Source organism: Xanthomonas sp. WCS2018Noco2-27 (genome assembly GCF_031843525.1).
Taxonomy (GTDB): domain Bacteria; phylum Pseudomonadota; class Gammaproteobacteria; order Xanthomonadales; family Xanthomonadaceae; genus Xanthomonas.
The window spans coordinates 87139-101229 of the sequence record NZ_JAVTIK010000011.1 but is presented as its reverse complement, the minus strand read 5'-3'; the positions used below and the strand labels follow the sequence as shown (position 1 = coordinate 101229).

Below are 14091 nucleotides of genomic sequence, written 5' to 3'. Positions count from 1 at the left end.
GATAGCCGAGCGGGTCAGCGACTGCCGCCGGCCACGGTGCCGACGGCATCGGCTTCGGCCTGCGCGCGCGCGGCAAACAAGGTGCCCGGAGGCGGCTGACGGGTGAAGAAGGTATCGATGCCATCCAGCACGGCGGAGGCGATCTTGCGCTGGTAGGCCGGGTCGATCAGGCGGCGTTCTTCGTCCGGATTGGAGATGAAGGCGGTTTCCACCAGCATCGCCGGCATGTCGGACGTCCGCAGCACCGCAAAGTTGGCGCGCTCCAGCTGCGGCTTGTGATTGTTGCCGATGCGCTTGAGGCCACCCAGCACATGGCCGGCGGCATCTTCGGAGGCCTTCATATGGCCGCTTTGTGCCAGGTCGAGCAGCACATTGGCCAGCGTGCTTTCGGTCTGTTGCAGACGCACGCCACCAACCAGGTCGGCGGCGTTTTCCTTATCGGCCAGCCAACGCGCGCGTTGCGAGGAGGCGCCCTTGGTCGACAGCACATACACCGACGAGCCGGTTGCACTGCGATTCTCCGCAGCGTCGGCATGGATGGAGATGAAAATGTCGGCCTTGGCGGCACGCGCTTTTTGCGCACGCATCGGCAAGGGAATGAACACGTCGGTATCGCGGGTCAGGTAAGCCTTCATGCCGGGCGTGGCGTTGATCTGGCGCGCCAGTTCGCGGCCGACCGCCAGGGTCACGTCTTTTTCGCGCTTGCCGGTCGGGCCCATCGCACCTGGATCCTGACCGCCGTGGCCTGGGTCGATGGCAACGATCAGCGGCCGCATGCCCGGCGCCATCTTGACCCGCGAGGCCTCGCTGGGCAGCACCGGGCGCGGTGGTGGCAGATCGTCGTCGGCGCTGGCGCCGGACGCAGTGCCGGACACGACCGCACCGGTGCCGGCAGCAGCCATCGGTGTGCTGCCGCCGTTCAAGATTGCGGCGGCGGACGCACCGCCGGTCGCAGCCACACCAGCCGCACCAGTTGTGGGGCCCGCGGCACCGCGATTAGGGATGCTGCCAGCGGGAGTCGTAGGTGCAGCCACTGCAGCCGTTGCCGGACGCGGCGTCGGCACGCCGGTGGCGATGGTGGTCGGCACCGCTGCCGGGGTGACCGTCGGCATCGCCGAGGCAGGCACGACGACCGGCGCTGGCGGCAGCGACGACGCACGCTGCGCGGACGCAGCCAGGGCTGCGGTTGCACGCGCGGCTTCGGCCTGTGCGTTGACGGGACGCGGCGGCGGCAGTGCGGCAGGCGTGCTGGCCGCAATAGATGTCGCAACCGCAACCGCAGGCGCCGGATCGCCTGGCCACTCGATCACCAGGGTGGAGGCACTACCCAGCGTCTGCATCTGCGGCTTGAGCGCGGTGACCGGGCTTGCCAGCTCGAACACCACCCGGAAGGTGCCGGGCACCGGCTGCCCGGTGCGCACCGAGGTGACCAGGCCGCTCGCTGGCGGCAATTTCAAGCCACGTGCGGCTGCCGAATCCGGGAAATCCACCACCAAACGGTTGGGGTTGGCCAGCGACAGCGTCTTGAAACCGCCGCTACCGGCCAGCTGAATCTCTGCACGCGTGCCAGTGGCGCCGGTGCTGACACCGACGGTCTTGATTTCGCCGGCCCACGCAGCAAAAATCGCCAGGCTAAGGCTGGCGGTCAGGGCGGAAGCGCAGAACTGTCGGATCCCCGGTGTCATGGCGCTGGATTCAATCATCCAACCGGGTGAATTGCAAGGTGATTTCCCTTAATAATCCGTAACCTGGCGTTCATTCTTCTTGTCCGCTGGCAAAAAGAGGCTGCAACTCAGCCTGTTGAGCCACCGCATGCAGCCAGTCGCGCCCGGCTGGGCTGCGGCCCAGCAACCGTACGCTGCGCCCGTCGCCCTCCACGGCCAGTTCCACGTCCAGATCCACCGGCGGCAAGATGCCTGCACCGCGCTCCGGCCATTCGACCAACCACAAACTGGCGCTGCCTTCGTCCAAGCCGAGGAAATCCAGCTCGCCGGCATTGCCGATGCGGTACAGATCCAGATGCCAGGCTTCGTCGCCGCTGCTCAGCGGATAACGCTCGACCAGGGTGTAGGTGGGGCTGCGGATCGGGCCGGTGACGCCAAGCGCCCGCAGCAGCGCACGCGCCAGCGTGGATTTGCCAGCGCCCAGGTCGCCATGCAGTTGCACCATCGCCGTGGCAGGCCGCACCGCGGCCAGGGCGCGGCCGAGTGCTTCCGTGGCTTCGGCGTCGATCAGGTGTGCATCGAGCTGACTCATGCGCTGGCTCCGGCATTGGCGAGACGACGCAGCTGCGGCAGCAGGTCGGTAGGCAACAGGCCGCGCTCGCCATCGCGTGCGGCCGCATCGCCGGCGCAGCCGTGCAGCAAGGCGCCAAGGCTGGCTGCATCGAAGGCCGACCAGCCCTGCCCCAGCAGGGCGGCGATCACCCCGGTCAGCAGGTCGCCCATGCCGCCGACGGCCATGCCGGGATTGCCGGCATCGATGATCCGCGGCACCGCATGCGGGGCAGCCACCACCGTGCCGGCCCCCTTGAGCACCACTACTGCATCAAACCGCTGGGCCAACGCGGCAGCGGCGGCCAGGCGATCGCGCTGCACCTGCGCAGTGGGGATTCCCAGCAGCCGCGCTGCTTCGCCGGGATGCGGGGTCAGTACGCGCGGGCCCCGCGGCGGCGCGGCGGTCGCCGCCAGCAGATTCAGGCCATCGGCATCGATGACGACCGCACTGTCCGACCCCAGCACGCCTTGCCACAACGCGCGCGCCCAGTCGTCCTGGCCCAGTCCCGGCCCAAGCGCAACGACGTCGGCGGCATCGGCCAGTGCAGCGATGTCGTCGTCCGCCTGCACGGCGCGTACCATCGCTTCGGGGCAGCGCGCCAGCAGCGCGGTGACATGCTCTGCGCGGGTGGCGACCTGCACCAACCCTGCGCCGCTGCGCAATGCGGCTTCGGCGGTCAGCAGGATCGCGCCGCCGCTGCCGAGATTGCCGCCCACGCACAGCACACGCCCCGATTCGCCCTTGTGCGTATTGCGCCGACGCGGCCGCAAGTGCGCGGACAGGGCATCAATGTCCCAGCTGTGTGCGGCCGGATGCAGCCCCTCGAATGCAGAGGCCGGCACGTCCAGCGCGGCGATGCCGCGTTCGCCCGTGTATTCCAGTGCGTCGCCGGTATACAAGCCGAGATGCGGGACGATGAACTGCAAGGTGACATCCGCGCGCACCGCGGTCTCGAAAGCGACACCGTGGTCGGCATCGATCCCGCTGGGCACATCCAGCGCCAGCACCGGGGTGCCGGCCGCGTTGATGGCCTCGATCAAGGCGGCGGTCTGCGCATCGGGCGCGCGGTTCAGGCCGATACCGAACAGCGCATCGACGATGACATCAGCCTGCGCCAGCGGAGTTGGAAACAACTCGATCGCACCGCCAACCGCCAGATACTCGGTGCAGGCGCGCTGGGCCATCGCCGAGGCCGGGCCGTGCTCGGGCAGATGCACCACGCACACCTGGCGTCCGGCGCGCTGCGCCAGTCGCGCCAGCACATAGCCATCGCCGCCGTTATTGCCGGTGCCGCACACCACCACGATGCGTCGCGCCTGCGGCCAGCGTTTCAGCAACCATTGCCAGGCGGCCTGCCCGGCACGTTGCATCAAGGTGTAGCCATCGCCACCCAGCAGCGTGGTGGCCTGCGCATCGAGCGTGCGCGCGGCAGCGGTGTCGTAAAGAGCGAGCGGTGCGTACATGCCGGGAATTCTATACTTGTCGCCATGTCTGCCGCCCTCGCCCGCCCCGACCTCAACCATGCTGCCGCGCGCATCCGTGCGCTTGCGCGCGAAGCGGGCTTTCAACGCTGCGGCATCACCGGTATCGAGCTGGGCGAAGACGAGGCGCATCTGCGCAGCTGGCTGGAAGAAGGCCTGTACGGAACGATGCACTGGATGGCCCAACACGGCGACAAGCGCTCGCGTCCGCAGGAGCTGGTGCCGGGCACCTTGCGGGTGTTGTCGGTGGGCATGGATTACGGCCGCAAGGACGACACCGAGGCCTGGACGACCTTGCACGATGGCACCCGTGCATACGTGGCGCGTTATGCATTGGGCCGCGATTACCACAAGCTGATGCGCAACCGGCTGCAAAAACTGGCCGAGCGCATCCAGGGCGAGATCGGCGCCTTCGGCTACCGCGTATTCGTCGATTCCGCACCGGTGCTGGAGCGCGCGCTGGCCCGCAACGCCGGGCTGGGCTGGATCGGCAAACACACCTGCCTGATCGACCGCAACGGCGGCTCGTGGTTCTTTCTGGGCGAGATCTACCTGGATCTGCCGCTGCCGGTCGACACGCCCGCCACTGCGCATTGCGGCACCTGCACGCGCTGCATCGACATCTGCCCGACCCAGGCCATCATTGCGCCGTATCGGCTGGATGCGCGCCGCTGCATCGCCTACCTCACCATCGAGCACGATGGACCGATTCCCGAAGAAATGCGCAAGCCGATCGGCAACCGCATCTTCGGCTGCGACGACTGCCAGCTGGTCTGCCCCTGGAACAAGTTCGCCCAGCGCACCGATGAGGCCGACTTCCGCGCCCGCAACGCATTGGATGTGGCGACGCTGCCGCAGCTGTTCGCCTGGGACGAAGCCGAGTTCCTGCAACGTACCGAAGGCAGCCCGATCCGCCGCAGCGGCCATCAGCGTTGGTTGCGCAATATCGCCGTCGGCCTGGGCAACGCGCCCGGCACGCCAGAGGTGTTGGCGGCGTTGGAAGCCCGCCGCCACGACGCGTCGGAGCTGGTCCGCGAACACGTGGGCTGGGCACTGGCGCAACACGGCATCTGAGTTTCCAGCCGCTGCGCTCACGCATGCGCATCGCCACTGCGGGATAATGCGGCGATGGCAGACCGCAACCAACAGATCCTCACTCCCAGCCAGCTCAACACATTGGCGCGCGACCTGCTGGAAGGCAGCTTCCCGTTGGTCTGGGTGGAAGCCGAACTAAGCAGCGTCACCCGCCCGTCTTCCGGCCATCTGTATTTCACGCTCAAGGATGCGCGCGCGCAGATCCGCTGCGCGATGTTCAAGCCCAAGAGCACTTGGCTGAAGTTTCAGCCACGCGAAGGCCTGCGCGTGCTCGCACGCGGGCGTTTGACCCTGTACGAAGCGCGCGGCGACTACCAGCTGGTGCTCGACCACATGGAAGAAGCCGGCGAAGGCGCGCTGCGGCGGGCCTTCGACGAATTGCGTGCGCGACTTGCGGCAGAAGGCCTGTTCGATGCCGAACGCAAGCAGCCATTGCCTGCGCACGTGCGGCGACTGGCGGTGATCACCTCGCCCAGCGGTGCGGCGGTGCGCGACGTGCTCAGCGTGCTGGCACGGCGCTTCCCGCTGCTGGAAGTGGACCTGTTGCCGTCGCTGGTGCAAGGCGACAGCGCTGCGGCGCAAGTCACCTCGCTGCTGCAGCGCGCCGATGCGTCCGGGCGCTATGACGTCATCCTGATTACCCGGGGCGGCGGCTCGCTGGAAGATCTGTGGGCGTTCAACGACGAGCGCCTGGCACGCGCGATTGCCGCCGCGCAGACACCGGTGGTGTCGGCGGTGGGCCACGAGACCGACTTCAGCCTCAGCGATTTTGTCGCCGACGTGCGTGCACCCACACCGTCGGTAGCGGCCGAATTGCTGGTGCCCGATCAACGCGAACTGGTGGCACGGGTGCGGCGCGCACGCGCGCGCATCGCCCAGCTGCAACAGCACGCATTGGGCAATGCGATGCAACGCGCCGACCGGCTTGCATTGCGCTTGCGTGCGCACAGCCCGCAGGCGCGATTGCAGCTGCTGCAGCGCCGCCAGGAAGAAGCCGGCCGGCAGTTGCGCGCGCGCATGACCCAGCTGCTGGAACGTCTGCAGGCACGCGTGCAACGCGGGCAGACGCGCCTGCAGGCGCAGAACCCGCAACGCAATCTGGCCACCTTGCAGCAACGGTTGCGCACATTACACCCGCAGGCGGCGATGCAACGGCGGCTGCAGCACGATCAATTACGTTTGCGCGGCCTGGTGCGCTCGCTGGAAGCGGTCAGCCCGCTCGCCACCGTGGCGCGCGGTTATGCCATCGTCACCCGTCCTGCCGATGGAAGCGTGGTGCGCAGCGCCGCCGACGTGGCCCCAGGCGAGCGCCTGCGTGCGCAACTGGCCGATGGCAGCATCGCGGTGCGGGTCGAGCCGAGCGACGACTGACGGCGACAACGCAGGTGCGGGTGCTTGCGCCGGATGACCGACAGCGCAGTGGCGGACCGCAGGCGGTATCGTCGCGACGATGGTGTGGAGTGACTGCGCGTAGTAGCGCGGATGCGGGTACTTGTGCCGCATGACCGACAGCGCGTTGGCGACCGCATACTGCGTGGTCGCGACAATGATGAGCAGCGGAGGCTCGCAGCAATGCCCTCGTGCGCGCCGTCACTGCGTTGCGTACTTTGCCGGCGCAGCCGCAACCGCCTGGCGACATCTCAAACCGCCACGAGGCTTTGCACGCATGGCAAGGGCATGAACATGCGCTAGCTGTGGGCGGGCATCTGCGTTGCCGCATGCTGCCAGCCCTGCATCAGCACGCCGGCCAGCACCACCGGGTCGTGATCGAAGTGATGCCCGCCGGGCCGCATCACAACCTCCACGCCGCGCGTGCGCAGCTCCGGGCACAAGGTGTCTTTTTCTTCGCTGCCGTAAATGCATTGCAGACGATGCGCATCCAGCGACTGGATCGCAGGTTCGACATCGCGCTCGGCATCGTTATGCCAGCCCAGCCAGCCGCCGACGCGCACTTTGAAGTCGGCCTGATGACCAAGCCCGAGCAGGCTGACGAACTGCACCGAGGCGCGCTGCTGCGGCGACAGGTCCGGATAGGCGAACGGCAGCACGTCGGCGCCGAACGAGTAACCGACCAGCGCCACGTGATGGATATGCCACCGTTGCCGATACGCGGCGATCACCCGGTCAAGATCGGCGCCCACCTGCTGCGGGGTGCGGCTGGCCCAGAAGTAGCGCAGGCTGTTCCAGCCCACCACCGACACGCCCTGCTGCTGCAACTGTGCGGCAATGCCCTTGTCCAGCTCGCGCCAGCCGCCATCGCCGGACAGCATCACAACCAGCTTGTCGCTGCCGGGTGCATGCATTTCGACCAGCGGCAGATCGCCCAGACCCTGCGCCTGCGCTGCCTGGAAGTGGCCACGCGTGGCTGCGGCAATCTGCATCGGGCTGGCATCGTCGACCAGATCATCGAGGAAGCCCTGATTGGCATCGGGCACATCGCGCGAGCAGGCCAGGCCCGCCTGCTTGGTGCCGGCATCGGCGACCACCGCGCCGCCGAGCACGTCGGGTGCGGCAGACGCCAAGGCCTGACGCGCCAGCACCGCGCCATCGCCCTGCCCCACCAGCACCGGCGGCAGGAAGGCGTCCACGTGTTCGGCGCGCAGCAACTTCTTGCCGAGCCGCTCGGCGTCGTCGGCCAGCGAGCTGCACGCGGCGTGGTGCGAGCGCACACGTTCGCGGTAGCTGGCAGTATCGATCACTGCAACCAACGCACCGTCGTTACTCAGCATGTCGGCCAGCCGTTGTCCGTCCTGCGCATGCGCGCTGTCGGGCAGCAGCACCACCATCGCCTTGGGCGTGCCTTCCGGGCGGATCACTTCCACCGAACGATAATGTCCGGCGGTGTTGCCGTCCTGCATATGCCGCGCCACGGCATAGCCACTGCCGCCGATCAGCAGGATTGCCACGACCCAACGAAACACTTTGATCCCCATGCCCATCGCAGCAGTCCTTCAGAAGCGCTGGCGCTTCGACCTCGGTCTGCGCCAACGGTTCCGGCCTGGTGCGGGCGGGTGTTCGCTGCGGTTAAGCCATGCGACGCAGGAACGCTGCAGATGGCGGCTGGTTAGCTCCTGGTCCTGAAGGCGGCAAAGGACGCAGTCATTTCCGGCCATGTTCCCTTGCAGCGGCAGCATTGTCGGATCGACCTAGCTTCATCCCGACGTCCTTCGTGCCAGCGTGCGTGTGCGGTTGCCGCTGCGTCTGTTCTGGACGGTGTTGCTCGGCCGGCGAAGCGGGTTGTCCACGCTGCAAGGTGCCACCGCGGCACCGCTGGATGGCAGCCAAGGCATCTCCACTGGGCGAGAAGCGACTCTGCCGCGCCAAACGCGGGCAACCCGACTGCACGCTCGGCGCCTACTTGGCCGCAGTCGCGCGACTAGATCCCGCGTGCCAGCCGGAAACCGATGCGCGCACTCGTGCTATCGGAGTCCTGCGACTGCCGCCAGGCCGCACGCGTCTGCTGCGGCGAATTGGCCCAGCTGCCGCCGCGGATCATGCGCTGCCGGCAGCCCGGGTTGAACCACGCCGCGCCGTCGGCCGGTGCTCGCCGATAACTGGCGTGCCAGCAATCGGCCACCCATTCGCTCAGGTTGCCGCCCATGTCGTGCAGGCCCCACGCATTGGCGCGGAAGCTGCCCGCCGGTGCCGGCCCCCAGAATCCATCGCCGTAACCGACGAAGCCGTTATTCCAGTGCCGGCCGCTGCGCGAGACGTCGTTGCCGCCGGTGAAATTGCCTGCATCGCGCGGTGGCGAGCCGGCCTTGCCCCACGGATAGCGTCCGGTGGTGCCGGCGCGCACCGCGTACTCGAACTCCGCCTCGCTGGGCACGTGGTAATGCCGGCCAGTCTGTTCCGACAGCCATGACGCATAGGCTTCGGCATCACGGACGCTGACGTGCATTACCGGACTGTTGGGCGCGGCCTGCGCGCCGTTGTAGTCGGACTGCCAGTCCACCCCGCTGCGGCGGATGAAGTTGCCGCTGCGCTCGTCGTACACCACCGAGTGTCCTCGCCGGGTGGCACGTGGACGCGCGCCGGTGGCTTCGACAAACTGGCGGAATTCGCCGACCGTCACTTCGGTGATCGAGAGTGCGAAGCCGCGCGCGAAGCGCACGTAATGCGCCGGGCGCTCGTTGTCGGATGCCCCCGGTTCGGCGTCGCCTGCGCCCATCTGGAAGGCGCCATGCGGCACCACGATCATCTGCGGCCCACGGCCACCGACCTTGAGCCCATCGGTGAACACCTGCCCGGGGCGGAAGCTGCCGTAGTGGGTGGCCAATTCCAGGCGTCGCCGCAGGTCGCCGGCCATCGGGTCGCCCGGGTCGGCAATGCGCAGCACTTCCGCCAGTTTTTCGCCGGCCGCCTTGAGCCCACGCGGCGAGGTCAGATCGTGCAGACCGGCATCGTGTAAAGCCGCGATCTGCGCACGCCGGGTGCGCTCGATGCGCGCGCGCGCATCGGCAATGGTCGGCGCGCGCTCGCGCACCTGCCCGGCCATTTGCAACCAGTAACGCGCGCCGATGAAATCGGCAGCGGCGGCGGCCTGTTCGGCGCGCTCCAGCAAGCCGCTTTCCACTGCCGCCAGGCCCTGGCGCGTGCGTGGGTTGTCGGGATCCAGCTGCGCGGCATCGCGAAAATTCGCCAGCGCGCCATTGCCGTCTTCGCCCAGACGGCCACCGCGCAGATCTTCTTCGCCGGCGCGGTTGAAACCGAGCACGCGTTGCGCGGTTTCAACCTCGCTTTGCAAGGCGCGCACCTTCGGGTCCTTGGGTGCGAGCGCCAAGGCCACGATGGCAAGCTCGCGCGCCTGGTCTAGCGCATCGTCCTGCCGATCGGTCTGTGCAACCAGCGCCTGCCCACGTTCGATCAAGCGTGCGCGTGCCTGTTCCAGGCCACGCCGGCTGGCCGCATCCTTGCCACCGACACGTTGTTCGATCGCCAGATACAGCGGGATCGCATCGTCCGCATCGCGATACAGGCGGTCGTCCTGCAGGGCTTGGTCGGCGCGCTTGCGTACCTGCGCCAAGGGCTCGTCGCCCAGCTCCACCGCCGGTGGCTGCCACTGCGCGACCGTTTCGGCGGATTCTTCGCCACCGATGGACACATTCGGTTTGTTCGGCTGCGCAGACGCTGCCGGCTGTCGCGCAGCCGCGGGCGCCGGTGTCGGCGCGGGGGCACGCGAACAGGCGCACATGCTGAGCGCGACCAGTGCCCACGCTGCCATCCGGTTACCGCACTTACCCACCACCTGCTCCTTCCAGTGCTCTGCCGCACGACAGGCGATCGCGACGTTAGGCTATTCTGCGCGTTCTGCGCAAACCCTTGCTGTCGACGGAAATCACGTGCCCCATTGGATCACCCACCCCTCCGAGCTGACCGAACGCCTGCAGGCGGCGCGTCCTTCGCGCATCGGCCTGGATACCGAATTCATTCGCGAACGCACCTACTGGCCGCAACTGGCATTGGTGCAGATGGCCATCGGCGAGGAGATCCTGTTGATCGACCCGCTGATTCCGGGCATGAACGAGGCGCTCAAGGAGTGGTTGACCGCCACCGACATCGTCAAGGTGATGCATAGCGCCAGCGAAGACCTGGTCACCTTCAAGTGCGCATGCGGCGTGTTGCCGCGTCCGCTGTTCGACACCCAGATCGCTGCCGCGCTGGCCGGTGTGGGCGGCGGCATGGGCTACCAGAAGCTGGTGCAGGAAGTCACCGGCACCTTGCTGACCAAGGGCGAGACGCGCTCGGACTGGATGCGTCGCCCGCTGTCGGCATCGCAACTGGAATACGCCGCCGACGACGTGCGTTACCTGTTCGCGATTCACGACGAGCTGACCCGTCGCCTCACCGAGCAGGATCGCCTGGGCTGGCTGGCCGAAGACGCCGAGCGTCTGCTTGCCACGGTCGAGCACGATGACGGCGAGCGCTGGCCGCATGTGAGCCTGCGCACCGCACAATTTCTGGAGCCGGCCGCGCAACGTCGGTTGCTGCGGCTGCTGCGCTGGCGCGATCTGCAGGCGCGTCAGAGCGACCGCCCGCGCAGCTGGATTCTGGACAACGAACTGGCCAGCCAGCTGGCGCGCTTTCCGCCCGCGGATCTGGACGCCTTGCTGCGCCAGTTCGACAAATTCCCCAAGGCTCCGCGCAAGCTCGCCAACGCGGTGTGGGACGCGCTCAACACGCCACTACCCGACGAAGACACCGCACCGCTGGCGCAGGCCGCCACCGACGGCAACAAGGCCGTGCTCAAACGTTTGCAGGATGCGGTGGCGCAGCGCAGCCGCGAACTCGGCTTAGCGGACGGCCTGCTCGCCTCGCGTCGGCATCTGGAAACTCTGATCGAGCAGCACAGCTGGCCTGCCGCGCTGGGCCAGTGGCGACGCGAAATACTGGAAGCGCAGCTGATGCCATTACTGGCCGACAACACGGCGCCGTGAACCCGGCGTTACGCAGACGACAGCCCGCAGCGATGCGGGCTTTCTTTTTGCCAGATGCGCTCTGCTCGAAGCGATGCGCCCGGTCAATCCGGCGCTGCCCAACGCGCCAGAGTGTGTTGGAAACAGTCCATCACTGCCCACGGGTCCGTGCGCTGGTAGTAGCCCCGGACATCACTCTTGCGCGCAGTGCTACGCCGCTCACTCCAAGCGTCGTGGTCCGATACTGCGGCTCATCGGCTTCATCGGCAGAATGATGCGGTCATGCTCGCGTAAGCCGGTGCTGCGCTGGTCATCGCTCATCGCCTGCTCCTGCTCCTGCTCCTGCTCCTGCTCCTGCCATGGTCATGGCCGGATTTGCTTGCCTGCGTGTAAGCTGGGCAGCGCCCGCAACAACAATGCGAAAGCGGCCAAGCAGACCTTGTGAAAAGGCTGTTCACGTCGTGTGCAAGCCCCCGCACACGCAGCGGTCGCCCCCGGGCCGCATGCCATAATGGCGCTCGCCCCTAGGGCGGCGTCTCCACTCTTTATTCCGAGGCCATACCTCTGTGAGCAATACCTCTTCGAAACTGGATTCCATCGCGCAAGCCAAAGCCAAGCTACTGGACGAGCTGCAGAAGCTGGAAGAACAGGAGAAAACCGAGCGCGCGAGCGAGGCATCCTCTGCGCATGCCACCATCGTCTCGCTGCTTGAGCAGTTTGCCGGTCACTTCAATACCAAGCAGCGCAACGATATCGCGGCCTATCTGGGCACCACTTCGGCGCGCAAGGAAGTGGTCAAGAGCGGCCGTAGCGAAGTGAAGCCGAAGTACGAGCTGCCGCACACCGGCGAAACCTGGTCTGGCCGCGGCCGTACCCCGAAGGCCTTCGCTGCCTGGGAAGGCTCGGTGTCGTACAAGGAATGGAAGGCCAAGAACCCGGACCTCAAGTTCCCGTTGATTCGCGAGTAATCCGTGCGGGATTGACCGGTTTGCCGCGGTCCGCTGCCGGTTGCCTTGGCGAACGGTGCGGCATGTGGTTAGAATCGAGTCACGTGGGGCGGTAGCTCAGCTGGGAGAGCGTCGCGTTCGCATCGCGAAGGTCGAGGGTTCGATCCCCTTCCGCTCCACCACCGCATCAAACGAAGAGCCCTGAAACGTTCGCGTCCAGGGCTCTTTCGTTTCAGCTGTCCCACCGGCGCCAAGCACGCGGAGGGACAGGCCATGCCGCCGATATCACATCGCGCGCGCTAACGTCCGCCTCTCCATCACAGCGGACCCTTCGCCATGAGCAACCAACAGCGCCAACCCGACAGTGCCGACGACGATGCCAGCGGCGTCTCCGACAGCCAGGACTCGCGCAAGCAGGACGAAACCGCCAAGCAGCGCCCGGGCCAGGAAGATCTGAAAGTGCATGACGAGCACGGCCGCCGCCCCAAGGGGACTGCCGGCCAGGGCGAATAGCCGCACCGTTCGACAGACCGAGTGCTGCAGCATCGGCGTGGGTTCGACACCGCGTCTGCGGCTCGCCGATGTGGCAAGATCCTGACATGTCAGCCGCTGGGGCGGCCGACATTTCGGCGCACCTAACGGCAGCGACCATCGCTGCAGACACTTGATCGCCTTGATGGCGCTTGTTGCAAAGGCCTTGCATGCAGCTTCCCGATGCGCCCGCGTTGCACCTGATCCACGCCACCTTGTTGCCGGGCGACATTGGCGCCTTGTTGGGTGCGCGCCCGCCGGCCAATGAAGACGACCGTCTAGCCGCACTGCAGGCCTACCAGCTTCTGGATACCGCCCCCGAGCCGCAGTACGACGCGCTTGCCGCCGATGCCGCCGCCCTGTGCCGCACGCCCATGGCGCTGGTCTCGCTGGTCGACACGCAGCGGCAGTGGTTCAAGGCCAAGATCGGCATGCAGCCGAGCGAGACGCCACGCACGCTGTCGTTCTGCGCGCACGCCATCCTTGCGCCCGACCAGCTGATGGAAGTGGCCGATACGCATCTGGATGCGCGCTTCGTCAACAACGCGCTGGTCACCGGCGAGCCGCAGATCCGCTTTTACGCTGGCGCGCCCCTGCTGACCTCCGATGGCATCGCGTTAGGCACCTTGTGCGTGCTCGATCGCACGCCACGGCGACTGTCTGGCGCCGAACGCGATGCGTTGAGGGTGCTGGCGCGGCAGGTCGTGGACACCATCGAGTTACGGCGTGCGGCCGAGCTGGTCGAGCTCGATGGATTACGCGACGCGCTCACCGGGCTCTGGAACCGCACCGGGCTGGAGCATGGCCTGCAGCGTCTGCAAGACACGTGTGCCGCAGCGCCGGAACAGTCGCTGGGCTTTTTGCTGATCGATCTGGATGGCTTCAAGCGGCACAAACTGCAATCGGGCGTTGCCGCAGCGGAAGCAACGCTGGTGCAGGCGGCAAGACTGGTCGAGGCGCAGCTGCCGCAGACCGCGATCGTGGCGCGGCTGGACTGCGATCGGCTGTGCGTGGCGCTTCCGGTAGCGGGGGCGTCTGCTGCAGTGCACGCTGCGGAGGACATCGGTCAAGCAGTCGAAACCGCGCACTGGCCCATCGGGACGTTGACCGCCAGCATCGGGCTGGTCGATGTACCCGCCGCCGACACGCTCGACAGCAACATCTTGCTGGCACGCGCGCGACATGCGTTGCAGGGCGCGATCTGCGATGGACGCAACCGCGTGCAGCGGTTCAGCGGCTGGCATCTGCAAGGCTGACACTCGCTCCAGCTGACTTGCTTGAGCTGTCTTTACTGTGTGCACTGAGTGACAGACGCTGCAGTGCCATGCACGCAGCACTGCGGGT

At 67.1% G+C, this 14091-nt stretch carries 11 protein-coding genes and 1 tRNA gene; 7 read left to right on the top strand and 5 right to left on the bottom strand.

The window, feature by feature from the left end:
* Positions 1-14: 14 nt before the first annotated feature.
* The 3 genes from RQH86_RS16885 to RQH86_RS16875 form a co-directional block, all read right to left on the bottom strand.
* Positions 15-1685 (bottom strand): N-acetylmuramoyl-L-alanine amidase, encoded by a 1671-nt coding sequence (locus tag RQH86_RS16885; protein ID WP_311238612.1) that lies wholly within the window; start codon positions 1683-1685, stop codon positions 15-17.
* Between the two features lie 70 nt (positions 1686-1755).
* Positions 1756-2256: a tRNA (adenosine(37)-N6)-threonylcarbamoyltransferase complex ATPase subunit type 1 TsaE gene (gene tsaE / locus RQH86_RS16880; RefSeq protein WP_311238613.1), complete on the bottom strand. Its 501-nt coding sequence runs from the start codon at positions 2254-2256 to the stop codon at positions 1756-1758.
* The gene (locus RQH86_RS16875) at positions 2253-3740 is read right to left on the bottom strand and encodes an NAD(P)H-hydrate dehydratase (protein WP_311238614.1); all 1488 of its coding nucleotides are present in this window, start codon (positions 3738-3740) and stop codon (positions 2253-2255) included. The genes tsaE and RQH86_RS16875 overlap by 4 nt, the downstream gene beginning before the upstream one ends.
* Before the next feature lie 24 nt (positions 3741-3764).
* Between RQH86_RS16875 and queG the strand changes: the two genes are divergently transcribed.
* On the top strand, positions 3765-4832 hold the full coding sequence (queG, locus tag RQH86_RS16870; RefSeq protein WP_311238615.1) for a tRNA epoxyqueuosine(34) reductase QueG: 1068 nt from the start codon (positions 3765-3767) through the stop codon (positions 4830-4832).
* A gap of 54 nt (positions 4833-4886) precedes the next feature.
* On the top strand, positions 4887-6224 hold the full coding sequence (gene xseA, locus RQH86_RS16865) for an exodeoxyribonuclease VII large subunit (protein ID WP_311238616.1): 1338 nt from the start codon (positions 4887-4889) through the stop codon (positions 6222-6224).
* Between the two features lie 317 nt (positions 6225-6541).
* Here the strand turns inward: xseA and RQH86_RS16860 are convergent, their stop codons facing one another.
* Both RQH86_RS16860 and RQH86_RS16855 read right to left on the bottom strand, forming a co-directional pair.
* Entirely contained in the window at positions 6542-7792 is a 1251-nt protein-coding gene (locus RQH86_RS16860) for a virulence factor (RefSeq protein WP_311238617.1), read from the bottom strand.
* Between the two features lie 437 nt (positions 7793-8229).
* On the bottom strand, positions 8230-10047 hold the full coding sequence (locus RQH86_RS16855) for a formylglycine-generating enzyme family protein (RefSeq protein ID WP_311238651.1): 1818 nt from the start codon (positions 10045-10047) through the stop codon (positions 8230-8232).
* A gap of 148 nt (positions 10048-10195) precedes the next feature.
* Between RQH86_RS16855 and rnd the strand changes: the two genes are divergently transcribed.
* The 5 genes from rnd (at position 10196) to RQH86_RS16830 (ending at position 14003) form a co-directional block, all read left to right on the top strand.
* On the top strand, positions 10196-11290 hold the full coding sequence (gene rnd, locus RQH86_RS16850; protein ID WP_311238618.1) for a ribonuclease D: 1095 nt from the start codon (positions 10196-10198) through the stop codon (positions 11288-11290).
* A 545-nt stretch (positions 11291-11835) separates the two neighbouring features.
* Positions 11836-12237, top strand: coding sequence for an H-NS family nucleoid-associated regulatory protein (locus tag RQH86_RS16845; protein ID WP_055851906.1), 402 nt, complete (start codon positions 11836-11838; stop codon positions 12235-12237).
* Between the two features lie 85 nt (positions 12238-12322).
* Positions 12323-12398: transfer RNA gene (locus RQH86_RS16840), tRNA-Ala, on the top strand.
* A 154-nt stretch (positions 12399-12552) separates the two neighbouring features.
* The gene (locus RQH86_RS16835; protein ID WP_311238619.1) at positions 12553-12729 is read left to right on the top strand and encodes a hypothetical protein; all 177 of its coding nucleotides are present in this window, start codon (positions 12553-12555) and stop codon (positions 12727-12729) included.
* A gap of 188 nt (positions 12730-12917) precedes the next feature.
* A complete protein-coding gene (locus tag RQH86_RS16830) occupies positions 12918-14003 on the top strand; it encodes a diguanylate cyclase (RefSeq protein WP_311238620.1) in 1086 nt (361 codons plus the stop codon).
* The last annotated feature ends 88 nt before the right edge of the window (positions 14004-14091 follow it).